At 42.8% G+C, this 17,869-nt stretch carries 24 protein-coding genes and 1 pseudogene; 19 read left to right on the forward strand and 6 right to left on the reverse strand.

Translation table 11 applies throughout. The annotated features are described in order from the left end of the window. Nucleotides 1-105: 105 nt before the first annotated feature. From KI743_RS08665 to KI743_RS08680, 4 genes are all read left to right on the forward strand, one after another. Nucleotides 106-1,041 (forward strand): alpha/beta hydrolase, encoded by a 936-nt coding sequence (locus KI743_RS08665; RefSeq protein ID WP_285466011.1) that lies wholly within the window; start codon nt 106-108, stop codon nt 1,039-1,041. Between the two features lie 8 nt (nt 1,042-1,049). Next, complete coding sequence (locus KI743_RS08670) at nt 1,050-1,562, forward strand: nuclear transport factor 2 family protein (protein WP_285466012.1); 513 nt, start codon at nt 1,050-1,052, stop codon at nt 1,560-1,562. Between the two features lie 172 nt (nt 1,563-1,734). Beyond that, nucleotides 1,735-2,541, forward strand: coding sequence for a hypothetical protein (locus KI743_RS08675; protein WP_285466013.1), 807 nt, complete (start codon nt 1,735-1,737; stop codon nt 2,539-2,541). A gap of 152 nt (nt 2,542-2,693) precedes the next feature. After that, entirely contained in the window at nt 2,694-3,077 is a 384-nt protein-coding gene (locus KI743_RS08680) for a hypothetical protein (protein ID WP_285466014.1), read from the forward strand. 87 nt (nt 3,078-3,164) lie between these two features. On the opposite strand, the gene KI743_RS08685 is transcribed toward KI743_RS08680, so the two are convergent. After that, the gene (locus KI743_RS08685) at nt 3,165-3,545 is read right to left on the reverse strand and encodes a helix-turn-helix domain-containing protein (RefSeq protein WP_285466015.1); all 381 of its coding nucleotides are present in this window, start codon (nt 3,543-3,545) and stop codon (nt 3,165-3,167) included. 150 nt (nt 3,546-3,695) lie between these two features. Between KI743_RS08685 and KI743_RS08690 the strand changes: the two genes are divergently transcribed. The 11 genes and pseudogenes from KI743_RS08690 to KI743_RS08740 all read left to right on the forward strand — a co-directional run bounded on the left by KI743_RS08690 (nt 3,696) and on the right by KI743_RS08740 (nt 12,542). Further along, the gene (locus KI743_RS08690; RefSeq protein WP_285401039.1) at nt 3,696-4,238 is read left to right on the forward strand and encodes a nuclear transport factor 2 family protein; all 543 of its coding nucleotides are present in this window, start codon (nt 3,696-3,698) and stop codon (nt 4,236-4,238) included. A 285-nt stretch (nt 4,239-4,523) separates the two neighbouring features. Next, nucleotides 4,524-5,735 (forward strand): annotated as a pseudogene (locus tag KI743_RS08695) (YbfB/YjiJ family MFS transporter). Between the two features lie 10 nt (nt 5,736-5,745). Next, complete coding sequence (locus KI743_RS08700) at nt 5,746-6,387, forward strand: glutathione S-transferase family protein (protein ID WP_285466016.1); 642 nt, start codon at nt 5,746-5,748, stop codon at nt 6,385-6,387. Nucleotides 6,388-6,588: 201 nt separating this feature from the next. After that, nucleotides 6,589-7,101 carry a DUF523 domain-containing protein gene (locus tag KI743_RS08705; RefSeq protein ID WP_285466018.1) on the forward strand — a complete coding sequence of 171 codons (513 nt, stop codon included), beginning with the start codon at nt 6,589-6,591 and terminating at the stop codon, nt 7,099-7,101. A gap of 251 nt (nt 7,102-7,352) precedes the next feature. Continuing rightward, a complete protein-coding gene (locus KI743_RS08710) occupies nt 7,353-7,844 on the forward strand; it encodes a thioredoxin family protein (protein ID WP_285466019.1) in 492 nt (163 codons plus the stop codon). A 69-nt stretch (nt 7,845-7,913) separates the two neighbouring features. After that, nucleotides 7,914-8,345, forward strand: coding sequence for a hypothetical protein (locus KI743_RS08715; RefSeq protein ID WP_285466020.1), 432 nt, complete (start codon nt 7,914-7,916; stop codon nt 8,343-8,345). A gap of 312 nt (nt 8,346-8,657) precedes the next feature. Next, a complete protein-coding gene (locus KI743_RS08720; RefSeq protein ID WP_032551798.1) occupies nt 8,658-9,053 on the forward strand; it encodes a hypothetical protein in 396 nt (131 codons plus the stop codon). Between the two features lie 391 nt (nt 9,054-9,444). After that, complete coding sequence (locus KI743_RS08725) at nt 9,445-10,677, forward strand: tetratricopeptide repeat protein (RefSeq protein WP_285466022.1); 1,233 nt, start codon at nt 9,445-9,447, stop codon at nt 10,675-10,677. Between the two features lie 92 nt (nt 10,678-10,769). Continuing rightward, a complete protein-coding gene (locus tag KI743_RS08730; protein WP_285466023.1) occupies nt 10,770-11,252 on the forward strand; it encodes a hypothetical protein in 483 nt (160 codons plus the stop codon). A gap of 480 nt (nt 11,253-11,732) precedes the next feature. Next, on the forward strand, nt 11,733-12,098 hold the full coding sequence (locus KI743_RS08735) for a nucleotide pyrophosphohydrolase (protein ID WP_285466024.1): 366 nt from the start codon (nt 11,733-11,735) through the stop codon (nt 12,096-12,098). 45 nt (nt 12,099-12,143) lie between these two features. Further along, a complete protein-coding gene (locus KI743_RS08740; RefSeq protein WP_285466025.1) occupies nt 12,144-12,542 on the forward strand; it encodes an NUDIX hydrolase in 399 nt (132 codons plus the stop codon). 76 nt (nt 12,543-12,618) lie between these two features. Here the strand turns inward: KI743_RS08740 and KI743_RS08745 are convergent, their stop codons facing one another. Genes KI743_RS08745 through KI743_RS08755 form a run of 3 tightly spaced genes read right to left on the reverse strand, consistent with a single transcriptional unit; the run spans nt 12,619 to nt 14,045 of the window. After that, the gene (locus KI743_RS08745; protein WP_285466026.1) at nt 12,619-13,080 is read right to left on the reverse strand and encodes a hypothetical protein; all 462 of its coding nucleotides are present in this window, start codon (nt 13,078-13,080) and stop codon (nt 12,619-12,621) included. Between the two features lie 13 nt (nt 13,081-13,093). Then, nucleotides 13,094-13,537 (reverse strand): ankyrin repeat domain-containing protein, encoded by a 444-nt coding sequence (locus KI743_RS08750; protein WP_032551804.1) that lies wholly within the window; start codon nt 13,535-13,537, stop codon nt 13,094-13,096. A gap of 10 nt (nt 13,538-13,547) precedes the next feature. Next, nucleotides 13,548-14,045: a hypothetical protein gene (locus KI743_RS08755; protein ID WP_285466027.1), complete on the reverse strand. Its 498-nt coding sequence runs from the start codon at nt 14,043-14,045 to the stop codon at nt 13,548-13,550. A 153-nt stretch (nt 14,046-14,198) separates the two neighbouring features. Between KI743_RS08755 and KI743_RS08760 the strand changes: the two genes are divergently transcribed. From KI743_RS08760 to KI743_RS08775, 3 genes are all read left to right on the forward strand, one after another. Next, complete coding sequence (locus KI743_RS08760) at nt 14,199-15,098, forward strand: LysR family transcriptional regulator (protein WP_285466028.1); 900 nt, start codon at nt 14,199-14,201, stop codon at nt 15,096-15,098. A 252-nt stretch (nt 15,099-15,350) separates the two neighbouring features. Beyond that, nucleotides 15,351-15,599, forward strand: a complete 249-nt coding sequence (locus tag KI743_RS08770; protein WP_005377003.1) for a type II toxin-antitoxin system Phd/YefM family antitoxin — start codon at nt 15,351-15,353, stop codon at nt 15,597-15,599. Beyond that, nucleotides 15,589-15,879, forward strand: coding sequence for a type II toxin-antitoxin system RelE/ParE family toxin (locus KI743_RS08775; protein ID WP_285466029.1), 291 nt, complete (start codon nt 15,589-15,591; stop codon nt 15,877-15,879). Before KI743_RS08770 ends, KI743_RS08775 begins: the two co-directional genes overlap by 11 nt. A gap of 115 nt (nt 15,880-15,994) precedes the next feature. Here KI743_RS08775 and KI743_RS08780 read toward each other — a convergent pair whose 3' ends face one another. Together KI743_RS08780 and KI743_RS08785 are read right to left on the reverse strand one after the other, a co-directional pair. Then, a complete protein-coding gene (locus KI743_RS08780) occupies nt 15,995-16,366 on the reverse strand; it encodes a hypothetical protein (RefSeq protein WP_285466030.1) in 372 nt (123 codons plus the stop codon). Nucleotides 16,367-16,502: 136 nt separating this feature from the next. Beyond that, nucleotides 16,503-16,964, reverse strand: coding sequence for a hypothetical protein (locus tag KI743_RS08785; RefSeq protein ID WP_285466031.1), 462 nt, complete (start codon nt 16,962-16,964; stop codon nt 16,503-16,505). 93 nt (nt 16,965-17,057) lie between these two features. On the opposite strand from KI743_RS08785, the gene KI743_RS08790 reads away from it, so the two are divergent. Beyond that, on the forward strand, nt 17,058-17,869 hold an 812-nt coding region (locus tag KI743_RS08790; RefSeq protein ID WP_285466032.1), incomplete at its 3' end, for an IS110 family transposase.

The following is a 17,869-nucleotide window of genomic DNA, read 5'->3' on the forward strand; positions in this document are numbered from 1 at the left end:
TCTCTCGCCGCCTTTTGACTAAATTATCAAACATCTTAGAGGTGCTTATTACAGCAAAGAGCACTGTTTTAAATGGAATCACGAAACAATAGAGTGAGACGTATCATGATGAAAAAAGCTTTAGTTACAGCAATTGCAAGTACAGTATTCGCTTCTAGCTCCTATGCAGACACTATCGTAAAACACACCACGCTAAAAACAGATGTAGGTAACCTTGCCGCTAACATCTATCTCCCTGATGACGTTGAGAACCCACCAGTCGTCGTTGTTACCGGAGCCTGGACAACAGTAAAAGAGCAAATGCCAGCGACTTACGCGGAACACCTAGCAGAGCAAGGTTATGCCGCAATCACTTTTGATTTCCGAGGATGGGGGGAGTCAAAAGATAAACTGATAGAGCTGGAAGATCCGCAACGTAAAATTGCAGACATCAAAGCCGTTTTTGCATCTTTAGACCAAGTTAAAGGCATTGATGCATCAAAAGCATACGGCTTGGGTATCTGTGCATCATCAGGGTACATGCTTGATGCCGTGTTGGGTAACGAGGATGTAATCGCAGCTGCCGCCGTCGCACCTTGGTTGCACGATCGCACAATTGTAGATGCTATCTATGGCGGTGCTGATTCTGTAGCAAATCTAATCCAAACAGGTATTTCAGCTTTAACTAGCGATGAGCCACAAATCATCGAAGGTGCGAGCCTAACCAACCAAAATGCACTGATGTACAACGTGCCTTACTACACTGAAAAAGACCGCGGACTCATCCCAGAATGGGACAACGCATTTAACTTGGGCTCATGGGCTGGTTGGTTAACCTACGATGCTCACGCAACTGCGGCACAACAAGATAAGCCTGTTCTGCTCGTTGCTTCAGAAGCAATGGCTATCCCAGCGGGTACTCACGGCTATTTAGACAAAGCGGGCGACAACGTTGAAGCCGTATGGTTAGAAAACGTATCTCAGTTCGACTTCTATGATGTTGAAGAAGATGTTCAAGCATCAACAGACGCTGTCGTTCAGTTTTTTGACCGCAAGCTTTAGGAGTCGTTATGCTACGTAAAACTTTAACACTTGCACTAAGTGTCGCAGCGTTAAGCGCTCATGCAGGCGAGTTGACTCGTGATGAAGCGAAAATAGCGCAAACTGCCAAGAGCATGGCAACACTGGCAGATCGAAACCTATTCGATGCTCTAGAGCAAATCTTCACGCCGACGGTTATCGTTGACTACACTTCTGCATTCGGAGGCGAGGTTTCAACGGTTAAGCGTGAAGACTTAATGAATAATTGGGAAGCACTGCTGCCAGGCTTTGATGTCACTTACCACGATCTAACGAACATCGATATTGAGCAAACTGGCAACAAAGCCGAAGTCAATGCGGACATCGTGGCAAGTCACTATATCGGTAAAAACGGTTTTTGGCAGATTTCAGGGTCGTACACCTTTGAAATGAAGAAAACGGATTCTGATTGGCAAATTTCCTCCCTGACTCTTAACGCCGGTGATGAAATCGGTTCTAGAGAAGTGCTAGGGCAAGCGATTGAAGCCGCAAAGGCCAAATAGTCATTCAGAAATACCAACACCTCCAAAAATACCCTGAACATAGTATCAGGGTATTTTTCTTTGTATGCGCCGCTACGACACCACATGACATAACCATACAGACTGATACTTGAAGCAAGAGAGGTGGAGGTAAAAACTAGTAAGGAACAAGTATTCAAGATAGGAATTTGTTATGAACCACACCATTTTTCTAGGTTTATTGTGCATTGCGTTAAACGGATGCAGCCTAGATTCAGAACCCCAACACCTCTCTAATGAAACCGTTGCGACAAAGACAGTGTCTAACGATGGTTTATCGGTTTCTTTGCATTTCAAAGGAAAGGTAAATACTGATAATGAACAATTGGAATGGAACGAAACCTCACAAGAGCCCTACATAGCAGCAGCCAACAAGTGGTTATCTGTATTAAAAGGAATCGAAGGGAAAGAGCATCACCATGTTGATATCAACGTGTATGTTGAGCCTCTCGATAATGCCAATGGTATGGCTGGTCCAGATGAGGATGAAAAAGTAGGCCCATATTACTTTCCGCTGTCCGGCGAAATCATTATTGGCTCTCACACTTATCAGATCGGATTCGATCAAAAAGAGTTTAACGCAAACATCGTACATGAAATGGGTCACGTTTTCGGCGTTGGCTCTTATTCCTATGACTACACACATTACGATGAGAATCAAAAAGGCAATGTATTCAGTGTCTATAACAGCGAATCTCTGAAAAGATACAATGAGCTATACAACATGGCTTTAACGGCGTTACCGATTAGCGATGATGGTGGTCATTTATATGATTATGTCTGGCAAGGGGATAAAAAGCGTGTATTGGGTGATTCAAAAAACAGTGACGCCAAAACCATCGCTCCGATGACTCAAGAAGTGATGAGCAATGGATTCACCCTTGGGGTCATATCTGTCGCACTTTTAGATGATATCGGCTACATCGTCGACTATTCACAGGTCACTTCTTACGCTCCATAACCGGATTTCAATCACGAACAGTTGATGCGGTTAAGCTATTTATTCCGAAGTGAATCTTTGAATAAATATTATATGAAAAGCGTTATTTATTTTGTTGTCACGATACTTTAGACTGCCTTTAAAAGTTGTAAAAGATGAAACAAGGACAGACGATGAGCTCAACACAAATTTTAGACCAAGCATTGATCGAAAGCGGTCGCGATATCCCACTAACAGAGCTCCTTTTCGCTAAGCGAGTACTGGATAATTACCTAGCAGTAGCGAAAGAAACCAGCCCAACAGAACTGCTTGTAGAGATGCGCGAAGCAGCTAAGGGTGTTGAATACTTCAAAACGGAATCAAACCCGTGTGAAGCACGAAATGTGATTAGCAAAATGTTTGAAGCCATCGAAGATGCTATTTCATTCGAAGACTTCAAGACCATCGCATCTAAGCCGCAGCAAGCACTGCATGAACTTATCGAAGATAGAGCTCAACTCATCAAACATGAACGAGGCTTACTACTCGCTGCAGGCTACGACTTGTCTCGCGTATAAACATCAAAGGCCACTATTCAGTGGCCTTTATTCTTTCAGCATCAAATTGGTTTCAATAACAAAGCTATTACGCCTTTGTCACCGTTGCTATGCATTCTCTGTGTCGTAGCGATCTCGCGCTTTCTTGATATTGTCTTGGTTATCTCCAGCCCATACCACCAGTTGATAGAGAGGTTTTACGATCTCTCTACCCATATCCGTCAGGCAATACTCAACCTTAACTGGCACTTCCGGATAGACAGTACGATTCACATAACCATCGCGCTCGAGATCCCTCAGCGTTTGCGTGAGCATTCGTTGCGAAATACCTTCGATTCGAGATTTAAGGGAATTAAAACGATCTTCCCCATCCACCAGCGCAAACAAGATCAGCAATGACCATTTATCACCGATATGTGCGACCACGTTGCGAATTGGGCAGTCTTCATTGTTATGAAAAATACGTCTGTCTGACTTTGGTTTCGCCATCAGTTACTCCACTCTAGTAAGGTGAATTTGTCTCCATAGGTTACCAAAATGTGCCTAGGGCATGTTTCGGTGCGTTCTTGTACAGTAGGTTACTATTAATTACCATGGTTATCAATGTATACCTAGGCAAGAAAAACAACGGAGTGAACCATGTTAAAAGCACTGACCTCATTTATCCTTTTATTGGCAAGCACGGCTGCTTACGCACAGGCTTCAGATAAAATCATTATCGACCTACCTTCACTACAAAAATCCAATTGGTCTGAGCAAGAGCTCAACAATGCGAGGATCATTACCGACTTTGTTCAGAACATAATGAACAATCATGATTTTGATTATGTTCTAACTCATTACAACGACAGCTCATACATTCAACACAACCGAAATCTTCCAGACAAAATTACGGGCCTTGTTGGCTTTCTACAAGAGTTCGTTGAGGAGTACCCAGACTATACCTACGACGTAAAACACATCTACGTTGATGGTGATTACGTTATTTTCCACTCTCACGCAACATTAAACGCAGAAGACAGAGGGAACGACGAGAAAGGAATGAACATTATTGATAAGTGGCGCTTGGAAGATGGAAGAATTGTAGAGCACTGGGATTCAATCCAAGCACTGGATTTTTCGATGAGACTGTATTCGCTTATCAGTGGTGGAGATATCGCGAACTCAAATGGGGTTTTCTAGAACACTGAAAAAGCGTGCGCCCCGAAAGACAACTATCTGGTGAGCGCAACCATTCTTTAGACTTTAGTCTAATGTTATTCATCGCTACTTAATAGCCGATTAAAACACCAAGTTAATCGGCTTTCCCGTCTCGAAAGCTAAATTGAGCTAACAATCAAACGCTCACATCCAAAAAGCAGCTACCGCTTGCCAGTTATCCGTCACGCCAGTGCCACTAAAGCCCAACTGCACTGTGTTAGGGTTACTGTCACAATCTAACCCCATGCATCAAAGTATCGAGCCAGAATGACGGACAATGCCCATTTCATAAATCGCAATAGCTTGGCTGGGCTCGCGGCCACTTTGGTCGGCGTCGGTATCGGTCGATTCGCGTATATCGCTTTAATGCCCGCCTTGATACAGCATGGATGGTTCAATCAAGACCAAGCCGCCTACTTAGGTGTTTCCACTCTTATTGGATACCTTTTAGGGGCGCCCTTAGCGAGCTACCTATTGAGGTTTTTTAGTTCAGGTCACCTTGTGCGAACAGCGATGGTCATCAGCACTATGAGTTACTTCGCTTGTGCTTTTGAACAAGCCCCTATCACATGGTTTTACATATGGAGAACCTTGGCAGGCACAATGGGTTCGCTCTTGATGATTCTCGCGCCACCAATGATCCTGAGAAAAGTCTCGCCACAAACCAAAAGTCGAACTAGTAGCGTGGTCTTTTCGGGCCTAGGGTTTGGCGCCATGTTGTCAGGCACATTGATTCCGATACTGATTAGCGCCAACGTCACGTCTACTTGGCTCGGCATGGGAATTATTACCTTCATAGCGACACTATTAAGTTGGAATGCTTGGGAAACAGCACCCTCTTCTTCAAGCGCAAGCTACATCAAAGCGTCTTTCTCTCAATTAAGCACGTCTCAGCGCCATTGCGTGTTGTTCGTTTTTATCGCTTACACGTTCGATGCCATTGGCTACCTCCCCCATACTTTGTTTTGGGTCGACTACATCGTAAGAGATATAGGAATGCCCTTTGGTGCTGGAGGGTTTTTCTGAGCTGCATTTGGGGTGGGAGCCGCTATCGGCCCAATGTTGATTGGCATGTTTGCAGACAAAAAAGGAATAAAACTCACCCTGTGTATAGCTTTTTTGTTCAAGGCAATTGGCGTTGGACTTCCGTTATTCAGTATCCACCCTAGTGCTCTGCTTGTGTCGTCAGTTTTGGTCGGAATGTTCACGCCAGTCACTGTGATGCTTGTATCGACTTATACATTGGAGTGTGTTGGCTATGAGCTGCACACCAAAGCTTGGGGGTTAATGACACTCTCTTTTGCACTGTCACAAGGCGTTGGAGGCTTCTTAATGGCCTATCTATTAAGCCAAGGCGCAACCTACGCTCAGCTGTTTTTAGTGTCTACGCTAGCACTGATCATTGCTGCGCTTTGTATCTCGCTCACGTCTACACGGGAGCAAGATGAGTCACCATCCCCAATCAAAAATCGCCATTAAAGGACTAATGATGAAACTGTATCTCAATGACACATCCCCATTTTCGCGTGCTGTAGTCGCGACCGCTCTCCTCACGAAAAGCTCTTCTTTATCTCTCGAATGGGTTGACCCGTGGTCATCGCCTGCAGAGTTGGTAGACGCAAACCCGTTTTGTTTGATCCCAACACTAGTCACCAAAGAAGGTATCACCCTTTCCGAGAGCCTATGTATTTGCCAACACCTAATCAAAGTCAGCCAGTCTGAAGATCTAACATCTATCGAATATCAAAGCGTTGATCAGGTCAGTCAGTTAGGCTTTGCAAAAACACTGATGGAGATTGCGTTTAGAAGTGCTGCGTTAAAGCGCTATGCCGACGAGCCGAACGAGTTAATTGCACGCGGCGAAAAAGGAATGGCAGTGGCCCTGGAAAAGTTAAACCAACAACTAAGCGTCGAAGGCATCAAATCCTATCTGCAACCCAACCTCGCCAATTTATACCTCCACGTCGCACTGGATTACGTTCAGTTCCGTCATAGCGCCATCTTTAACGCCGTTGAGACCAATAACATTGCAGAGCTTATGCAGCACTCACCTTTCGCTGGGGTACTCAATGTTATTGACCTCGAAATTCTATCGACACAACCAAGCTTCGAGTCGCTAATAAACCGATAAGGCACACGTCTTGGGTTCGTGATTCACAGCCTTTAATTCCTCCCATCATAAACAAGGCACAACTATTTGTTTATGTTCAGGAAATATTAGTATGATTGTGCCAATTAAGGGTTAGAAAGAAATTATTGCAGCAAGTGTTCTTTCAATTCGTTGATTAAAGCGACGCAAGTAGTCTTCGATAACGTCTGTAAGGAGTTCTGGGTGAAAAAAGTATTAGTCAGTTCATGTTTAATGGGGAACAAAGTTCGATACAACGCAAGTTGCTTGTCCATCTCTGAAGCTGATTTGGAATGGCTCAAATCAAACCTAGAGCTTGTGATCTTTTGCCCAGAAGTATCGGCAGGGCTGCCAACTCCCAGACCACCAGCCGAAATCATCGCAGGACAAGGTATCGATGTACTAGATGGCTTGGCGAGCGTTGTCGGCGACGACAGCGTCGATGTTACCGCTCAGTTTGTAACTGGTGCAGAGAACGCCTTGAAGCTATGTCAAAAGCAGCAAATCAAGTACGCAGTATTAGCAGAAGGCAGTCCATCCTGCGGTAGTTCTAATATTTACGACGGTACCTTTAGCGGAACCAAAATCGATGGTTCAGGAGTCACCGCTACTTTGCTAGAGGAGAATGGCATCAGGGTGTTCAGTCAGCATACGATAGCCGACCTTCGTACTATCCTGGCAAAAACTGATATCCAATTGTGTAGCAACGATTCCTAACTCTTGATTCTAACGTTTACCGTTCGGGTTAAGACTTCCTTCACTGAATCATTGAAATGAACAATACCCTCCTTTCTTTTCATTCACACATCAAATTTTTTCTATAATCTATTGTTTTTTATAAACAAAAATCAGTAAGATTCCTAGAACAATCAAGCATACTCCCAGAGCTGCTTTTATAGCCCATCTATCCCAAATGGACATGAGCCAATAAGTCTTCTCCACATTGAGTTGAATAATTTAGAATAATAATGAAAACGTATAAAAAAATATTTTGCCTTCTTCTTGCTGCTTTTAGCTGTAACGCATTCTCATTTAGTGAACAGCCATACAATCAAGGATATTCTCCGGAAAGAGATCCGTTTTCTGATTTCGAGTTGGCTGTTAAAGATGCCCAAAAAAACAATACAACTGTACTCTTGATTCTTGGCGGAGACTGGTGCGTATGGTGTCATAAATTAAGTTCCTTTATGAAAAAGGAAGACTCTGTACGAGAACGTTGGGATGAAACTTTTACAACAATGAAAGTCAATGTCAGTGAAGAAAACTACAACGATGAGTTTTTAAGTTATCTTCCCGAACCTCAGGGTTACCCGTTTTTCGTGATGATTAACGTAGAACGTGAAATTGTAGGAAAAAAAGATACTGGTGGCTTAGAAAGCATGTGGGGAGGATATTCTGTTAGTGAGTTTAATCAATTTATTGAACGATGGTCCGATTATAACAACAGTGTCTTAGAGTAACCTATGAGTTTTCGCAAACGCATACATAAGATAATCTTTCTCATTTTGACTTCATTTCCAGGAGCAGCTATGCCTGAAGGTTTGTTTTTTAACTCATACAATGAAGTGTCCGAGCGGTATGCAGTTCTCGATGAGTTTAACCTATCTGGAGTCCTTTACTTAACGAAGCCAAAGTCTCAAGAACCGATACGAGACGCAGTAGCATACATACAGTACGAACCTCTTTCACAGAAAGCGTGGAGACAAAAAGTAGTGGTTGGTGAACCACCTACATTACATAAAGGCCAAGTTTCTAAAATCGCCATTATTGAAAAAGCATCAGAGCAAGATTTTAGCTTCCTATGGTCTACTGATGGTAACTCGGTCGCTTTACTATACAGAAGTGAACCAATTGCTTTCGTTACTCAGAGTAAAAAATACGGTTTTAGTAAGGCCGTCGTATCAGACTCACCCGTTGTTTCTGCTTGGGATTCAACGCTATTTGTACAGTTGTTTGAGTAAAATCAGTAGTTCTGGAATGTGAAGGTGTTGAATGGGCCGATATTATCTTTGTTATGGAGCAATCCCATAAAAATAAACTTACGAAGAAATTTCGCAGTCAGGTAAACAAACAACGCGTCATTTGCTTAGGTATACCTGACATATACAAATACATGGACCCCGAATTAATAGAGATATTCAAAAGAAAAGTTCCTCAATACCTTTAACATCACGAGACCTAAACAAGATTCACAGCGCTTGGCATTATCAATTGTTTAGCTAAGTAGTAATACCGTCAGCTACTCAACTAGGCGGTACAAGCATGAGGTATAAATGCGTAATTTGAGATTGATTTTATTATTCTTATTACCTGTCATCATAGTCGGTAATGAGTACTACCCACGCTATAAAGAAAAGCAACAGATAGAAGAACTGAAGACGCAATTCCAAGAGCTTTTATTTGAAGAAGATAAGAAAGTAAGAGTCAGGTCCTTAAGAATCGAAGACAACATCATTGCTCTACGGGTTAATATTTCGAACGTAGACCTAAATGATAAGAGCAAGGCTATGATGGCCCGAAACTCTCAGAAATCGTTACCTAAAAAAATATGTAGTAGCGTGGGATTAAGATCTTGGCTAGCAGAAGGTAAGTGGATTTCGATTGACGTTACCGCTAATGGGACTAAACCAATAACAAACGTTCAGATTACCCATGACAGATGTAAGTAATAAGCTAATGGACTGAGACCTCAAACTAGTCTTATGTAAAAAGGAACTGCATGATTTCGACTATCATTTTATGTCTATATTTGTTGTCTTTCTTCCCCTTACTTTCATCGACGAGACAATTCTATGAAACTTGGGTTGATGACGAATTCCATCACTGGGAACGTTGGGGAGCTCCTAATCCAGGAGTTTTCTATTTGGGAATGGTCATTTTCTATTTTCCGATCATTTTTGGAAAAGAGTGTGAAAACCTTGGCAACAAGAAACTACTGGCAAAAAGAAAGGACGTACGATTCTTTGTTCTAATCCATGTGCTTTTGCTTCTGGCATCCCAATTACAAAGTGGGGCGCGTTAATTACAAAAAAACCACTCACTGTGACTAAAATACAACTCATGTTAAAAACTATAACTTTAATACTCTTACTGTTTTCTGCTCTAGTTCAGTCGTCAGAACTTGATAAAAGCTTGGATGCATTGGATCGTGGTGATTTTCAAACAGCTTACAACATATTAATTCCCCTTGCGAATCAAGGGGACGCCATAGCACAGAACAACATTGGAGTAATGTTTGAAGACGGTATGGGAGTCCCACAAGATGATAACCTAGCGGCAAATTGGTATCGTAAGGCTGCTGAACAAGGTTATTCCATTGCACAAAATAACCTTGGGGCAATGTACGAAAGAGGGAAAGGAGTACCGAAAAATATTAATCTAGCGCTAGACTTGTATCGCAAATCGGCTGAACAGGGCTACGCGGTGGCACAAAATAACCTGGGCAGTATGTATGTTCAAGGAAATGGTGTCGCTCAAGATTATAGGATGGCTGAGGTTTGGTATCAAAAAGGGGCGCTTCAAGGAGAAGTCCGTGCGCAATACAATCTTGCTATGATTTATGACCCAAATAATGGAATGCTCGAAGATTCGAGCAAAGCTATTTATTGGTATCAACAGGCCAGCGAGCAAGGCTATGCTCCAGCACAAACTAACCTTGGGTTTAGCTATCACCATGGTCAAGGAGTCACAAAAAATGATGAACAAGCTGTTTATTGGTATCGCAAAGCAGCCTTACAGGGCGAGATAACAGCTCAGTATAGTCTTGCTAAGATTTATGAGTTTGGGAACGAACTGATTCAAAATCATAGCCAAGCATTTTACTGGTATCGCGAAGCGGCGGTTCAGGGGAATGTAACGTCTCAGCACAACCTTGCCGATATGTACTCACAAGGAAAAGGAATCTCTCAGGATGACTTGAAAGCGGCTACTTGGTACTTAAGAGCAGCAAAGCAAGGTTATGCAACCTCCCAACATAATCTTGGAGTGATGTACTCCGAAGGGAAAGGACTCACCCAAGACGACAAACAGTCTGCCAGATGGTACCTCAAAGCAGCTAAGCAAGGCTATGCAGCATCTCAACACAACCTTGGGATAATGTACGCCCAAGGTAATGGTGTTGACCAAAATAACAAACTGGCCTTCATGTGGTTCACCTTAGCAAAGCAAAATGGCTATAAAGAAGCTGATATATCAATTGTTACGGTATCTAGAAGTATGAGTTACAAAGAAATGAGTGAGGCATTCAAAAAGTCTCAAATATGTCTAAATTCCGATTATCTAGAGTGCAATTAAACATCAATACCATATTGATAAGTAGGCTTTGTACTATTGGGGAAATATAAACAGCCAATCGAACAACCACACCAACATGAAAAGGAACATTCATGGTAAAGATTTGGGCTAAAGTGCTAACGGCATTGTTCATCATTTTAGTGATTAGCGCGGTTGGCATGGGGATTTTGGCATTCTACGACATGGGGAAATCAGCAGAGCAAGATGTCATTGCTCAGACATATATAAAGAAGGTCGTGCTTAGCTTTGATACTAACGATTTAAGTGAATTTAAAGGGTTTCTTCATCCTCAAGTTGTAGCGAATTTGGAGACGAACGAGGGTGAAAAGTTCATCAATTTGATCAGTACATTAGGACCAATAAAAGCGATTGAAGACCCAAAGTGGATATCTTCTAAGTTAACGCTATCAACATATGATGGGCAATATCAGTTCTCTAATTATGAAGTGCAAGCAACTTTTGAGAACGGCCAAGGGTTAACCAAGCTCTCGACAATTCCAAACGGGGATGGATACCTTGTGACAAATTTCCAAGTGTTCTCTGATTATTTTTCGACACTTCAATATACTCAATGAACGGAGCTTACGACAGCGCTGGATTAAGCTATAAATAACTTCATTCAAAAGATTCAGTGCGCATGGCATTTTAACTCGCATGGCTTTGCGTTTTAGAAGTAAAAATCACCAAAGGAACTAAAAAGTGAATAGTAAAAAGTTTGATAGTTGGGGAAAGCTACGAGAGAAAGGATGCTTAAAATGGTTGTTACAATCGACTTTGACAGCAGGCTTCGTATATTCCGTCTTAAATGTGGCGCTGTTTTACCCATCTTCAGACGCTCACAGTCTTAACCACTTCCTCTCTGAGAATGCGCCTAACTACATCCTCTATACGGTCTGCACGTTCTTCATGTTTTGGGGATTTTGGTTATACGCCGAATCTAAATATCAAAAAGAATCCAAACGCAGAAATAGACTCTAACCGCTATGAAATGCGCAAATGTCACGCCAAAAACACTAACACTCCGATAGAGGCGTTTTCCGAGTGAGGGAAATAAAATGAGCAAATCCATCTATATCGCTGGCAGCTTTAAAAACCTAGAGAAGATGCAAGCTATCCATAAAATATTGGCTGATGCTGATATTAAAACAACTATCTCTGACCCTCTCCAAAGTAATGGTATTGACGGTTGTTTACAGCGTATTCGAGAGGCAGACATTACTTACATCTTTAACTTTGATGGTTACGTAGGTAAGAGCGTCGCTATGGACATTGGCTATGCCCTAGGCCTTGGAAAATCCGTTTACGCATTAGAAGCGATTGAAGACCCTGATATAACCCACTTACTAACTCGAGTAGCCACTCCAGATGAGGTCATCCTTGAGTTGCTTAGAGATGATCAAGAACAGCACGTCATAACTTAGCAACTGCACCGAAAATTACGTTAGCACCCAGAAGGAATTGTGACTTTGAAAACCCACGAATGTATCTCTTTCATTATGTTAGATGGGAACAAAATACTGTTAGAGAAACGAAGAAAGGACAAAGAGACCGATCCGGGCTTAATCACTATTCCCGGAGGCCATATCGAAGATGGTGAGACCCAAGTGCAAGCTTTGATGCGAGAAGTGAAAGAGGAACTTGATGTCACGCCGATCAACTACCAATATTTATGCTCGCTCTACCACCCCACACAAGAACTGCAGCTCATACACTATTTTATCGTCGCTAACTGGGATGGTGAGATTCAAGCCCATGAAGCAGAAGGTATTGAGTGGCATGCTTTGGAGTCAGCCACCGTTGAAATAGCGGCTGATGCCATAGCGTTAAAAGAGTTTGAGCGCATTAATGCATTTCTATGGGTTTAACGATTCTATTATGAACGCAAAGAAGCATTAGGGTTTCCAGCCACTTACTCACTAAACTTGGTGGAGCAATGCATCATCAATCTTTAACAACTGCCGTGTAATGCTCGATGATCGGGTGAGTGTACTCTTCGGTTTCGTACATGATCCACTGCTGCTCGACAAACACGTCAGTAAAAGAACCATCTTTAAAATCCCCTCTCCAACGAACGTCGAAGCAAGCTTTGTATTTACCATTAGCTAGGTAAGACACCTCTATGCTTTTGATATCATGATCATCCGACAGCAATCGTTCATGAATCCAGCGGTGCCACTCTAAAAACTCCTGACGAGAACAGATTTTGTAGTCAGGAAAATCAACCTGGACATGCTCATCAACGAGTAACGCAAAAGCTTCAGCGGGCACGCGGTCTTTACCAACTGTCGCTCGTTCATACATAGAAAATACACGATGAACAAAGCTCTTGATGTCATTCTTGGTAAACTTGCGCTCACTAAAATGTTGGATGAGCGTATCATATTCTGACGTTTTACATTCCATTGTCATCACCAACCTACTTCTCAATACTCTTTAAGTAAGCAACGATATCGGATTTATTCTCGTCGATGGCCTTCTCAAGTGGCGTATTGCCATCCAGACCTTCAATCGTAATATCACCGCCATTCGCCACTAAGATTTTCAATGCTGGCAGGTTGTTCCCCCACACCGCATCGTGCAAAGGGGTGTAGCCGTTTCTTGGACCGACTGCATTGACGTCAAATCCAGCATCAATCAGAAGCTCAACGATTCGAGTGTTATCTTGGAACATTGCTGCGTGCAGTGCTGTGCCGCCGTAAGAATCTCGCGCATCGGGATCTGGATTGGTTTTCAACAGCTCAATCACTTTAGCTTCATTACCATGGTAAGCAGCAAGATGAATCGTATCAGCGCAGAACACCTGAAATGCCGCCCCCATTGCAACGGCAAATACAGAAAAAAGAACCGCTAACTTTTTCATAATAGTCTCCTTACTCGACGACTGTCGCTTCTAGCTTGGCCAGTTTTAAAGCGTCGCCAACACGAATAACTTCAAGCTCTTGATGAACCATCATGTCGAACTTCTCTTTAGTTTTTGACGTTGCTTGCCAACGAACGTCATAAGAAACCGTCCAACCAGATGCTTGGTCGCCTTGCACATCCATACTAACGATATCGTGACTGTTCCAAATTATGTTATCTGTCACACCTTGATACCAAGCTAAGAATGCTTCTACAGAATTGATAGGCGTTCCCGGGTAATGCATGTTTACTGGTTGTGCAATGCGATTGACGAAGTAACCTGACTCTCGCTGATGGTCAAATGCAGCAAACCACTGATAAACAAAACTTTTAACATCATTCTCGCTCATCTCATAACGTGCTTTTGCATCATACGTTGTACTGAGTGTGTTGAGGTCATTATTGGCGTGAGCGGCTGATACTGCGATCAGGAAACTAAAAATCAGTGTGGTAAGTTGTTTTAACATAGTGATGACGTGCCCTATCAATAACTGGTGAATTAAAGAGTCGCACTTTAAGGTAGGTTAAATGGACTCTGTTGCATGATTAAGTCCATTATTGACGAGTTTTATCATAACCTGTAGCCTGACATTAATTACTTTATAAATAACCAAAAGTTAATGAAATCGATTCCTACACAGCTGCCAGTCTTCATACAAGTCGCTAAGCTCGGAAGCTTTGCAAAGGCTGCGAGAGAGCTTGGTATATCTGCACCTGCAGTGAGTAAAGCCATTGGAAAGTTAGAGCAAGAGTGGCAAACCAAACTGTTTCTGCGCTCTTCTCACTCTTTGAGCCTAACCCCGGCGGGCGAGCAGCTTTATGCCAGCCTGTCTCCCTCTGTAAGTTCGATTCAAAATGTTATCAGCCAACTCACCGATGACCCTTCCCACATATCAGGAAAGATCAAAGTTAACCTACCTGCGAGTTCGATCGGTCAAGACATCATACTGCCTATCATCATAGACTTTATGAACCTGTACCCAGATGTGGTTTGCGATTTAAGCTTTGATGATAAGAACGTAAGCTTAGTTGAAGAAGGTTTTGACCTTGGCGTCGGCGTATCGATCAACGAAGACTCACGCTTAATAGGAAGGCCCATTCTACAAACTGAGATCGGGCTTTATGCTTCCAATGATTACATCCAACAATTTGGTGCCCCTCGTTCTCTAGACGATTTAAAGAATCATAAATGCATACCGGTTCGTTCCATCACGACGGGAAAAATGCACAAGTGGCGCTTAAAGATCGATGATCATGCCATGCTTCATGAACCTCAAGGCAATCTCGTCGTTAACAACTTCTCGGCTGCAAAAGAAGCCGTGATTATGGGTGCTGGTATCGCTTGTTTAGGGAACTGGATGTTTGAAGAAGCCATCAAACAAGGAAAAGTAGCTCCCTTACTTGAAGAGTGCTGGGGAGAACCAATCCCCGTGTGGCTCTACTACTCATCTCGAGAGTATTTGCCATCGCAAGTACGACTGCTCATCGATTTCATTGTAGAGAGAACAAATCGTAATTAAGTAGCCCCAATAACCGAGGGAGTAACGATAGGGATCTGTATGGAAAGATGGTGGAAATGCTTAATTCGAGATGCACCAGATTCTATAAAGGGATGAGCAACGCAATACCTTAGCCTCAGCATAATACCTTAAACACATAAACCGACGCATAGTAAAAATGCCACGCGTTGCGAATCACTCTTAAGCAACTTGTTATACCGCTTGCTTGAGGCTAAAATGACCAAAATAAAGACCACTTAAGAGACCGATTATATGACCACTAGAATTTTAGCCGATGTTGCTGCAAGCATTACTGAGTTGAAAGCTAACCCTATGAAAGTTGCAACTAGTGCTTACGGCGAACCTGTTGCTGTATTAAACCGAAATGAACCAGCATTTTATTGCGTGCCTGCCGAAGCGTACGAAATGATGATGGACAGACTCGAAGATCTTGAACTACTAGCTATCGCCAAAGAGCGTGAATCTGAAGAGAGCATTTCGGTAAATATTGATGACCTATAAACTCGACTTTAAAAAGAGTGCACTCAAAGAGTGGAAAAAGCTTGGCTCTACTCTACGACAACAATTTAAGAAAAAGCTAATCGAGCGCTTAGATAACCCACACGTTCCGGCTTCAAAGCTTTCTGGAGCTGACAACATGTATAAAATTAAGTTACGTCAATCGGGCTACCGTCTCGTCTACAAAGTTGAAGACGATGTCATCATTGTAACCGTCTTAGCAGTTGGAAAACGCGAACGTAGCGATGTTTACCGTAAAGCCATGAAAAGGTTAGACGATTGATTGCGGTATAACGCCCAATTAAGGGGTGAACAACGCCACCACCCAACCTAACACACTAAACCGTAAACACTAAATTTGAAGTAGAAGCAAAAGTGCCAGGCGTTGAGCATCCCTCTTAAATTGCTTGTTGTGCGCGTTGCCCCACCACTTCAGCTGTTCCAATACAAGCGACTCGGCCTTCAATATCAGTAACTATATCTCCGGATAACTGATGATTAAGCTGAATTTGAACATTAGGTAGACCTATTGGTGCAATATTAATTAAGTACCCATCTTTTATGGTTTCCACTACGTATTTATGCTCGCCAGAAACTTTAAGCTCAGATAGAACGAGCCCTAAATTGCTATCGATTGCCTCTAAAGATGACGCAGACAAACTGAAAACACACTCTCCTGATTCGCCTGAATTGGGAGCTAACAACATGAAACCCACATGTCCACCATCTATTGTTTTCAGTACCATCGCTTTTGGTAGTTCATAATCCATAAATCTCTCGATATTTAAATACGCTAGCACGCAACGCCGCCATATGGGGCATTGTTTATGGAGTAGTGCTTTGGTGTAAAGTGGCGCAGCCACACCAAAGTGCCGCGGAGTAAACAATGTCCCTATGATGGCCTTGTTAGGCATAATTCTCCTGGATCATGATTGCCAGCGATTTGCTACCAGGCTCTTCGCCCCACTCTTTAAGTAGAAAATCGTTACATAAATCCCAGTCGCTTTGAACAGTGGAAACTGAAAACTCTTGATTTTGGTAAGTAGCATTGCCATTAAACTTAGCAATAACTTTACTGATGAGATTTAGAGCTTTCTGTTGATCTGAACTGGGACGAACTGCGAACGGGTAGACAAGAGAAATAAGGTTAAAGTTTTCCTGAGCGTCTACTTCTTTGTCATTGAATTTGAGCTTAACGTGAAGCAAAGATTCCGACTGCCAATTTTCGGAACTAGCAGCGGAAAAATCATATACATCGTAGTGAAGCTTCGCTCCTAGCTCACGAAACAAACGATTGCCTTTGCCTGCTCCCATTGGTTCAGGCAACGCAATATTTATTTCTTTTTCTTCGTGAAGTTCTCCCCACATAGAGCACTCTCTCCGATGCCTAACGAATGACATGGATTCCCCCTACCGAGGATCTGCCACACTTATGTGGTACTTAATTGCACCGGAGGCACCATGTCTAATTATTCTTATTTCTGCGGTATCGACCTAGCCAAAAACCACTTTAGCCTTCATGCCGTAGACCAAAACGGTAAGGTCATACTTCATAAGTCAGTAACTCGCTCTAAACTGCTGACTACAATAGCAAATATGCCACTCATGCGTATAGGCGTTGAAGCGTGTGGTGGTGCACATTATTGGGCAAGAACACTCAATAAACTGGGTCATGACGCCCGCATTATGGCCGTTAAATACGTAGTTCCTTATCGAACTAAGGGAAAGAACGACCTTAATGATGCTGTTGCCATATGCGAAGCTGTTCAGCGCCTATCAACTCGCTTTGTACCCGTAAAATTCCCCGAGCAACAAGCCATCCTATCGGTACATAGAATGAGAGAACATTGGGTTCGTGAACGCACCGCGCTTATGAATCGCATGCGTGCCCTGTTTTCTGAATTCGGATTAATCATTCCTGTTGGTCGTTCTTCATTGATGCAACAGGTTCCCTTAATGCTCGAAGATGCAGAAAATGAACTGCCACTCCCTGCAAGAACATTGATAGCTGATGCTTATCACCACCTTGACGAACTCAACCAACGTATCGCCGATACTGAACAAGTCTTCGATTCTTTTGCCAAGGTCAGCACTAATGTCCAGCGAGTGATGAAGGTTCAAGGTATTGGGCCACAAACCGCAACAGCGATACTCGCTTCGATAGGTGATGGCTCTCAATTTGATAAAAGTCGCGACTTCTCTGCTTGGTTAGGCTTAGTACCAAAGCAATATTCCACAGGAGGAAAGCCTCGCTTAGGTCGAATAACCAAACA

It is taken from the genome of Vibrio sp. D420a (assembly GCF_030248625.1).
In the GTDB taxonomy this organism is placed as follows: Bacteria; Pseudomonadota; Gammaproteobacteria; order Enterobacterales; family Vibrionaceae; genus Vibrio; species Vibrio fortis_A.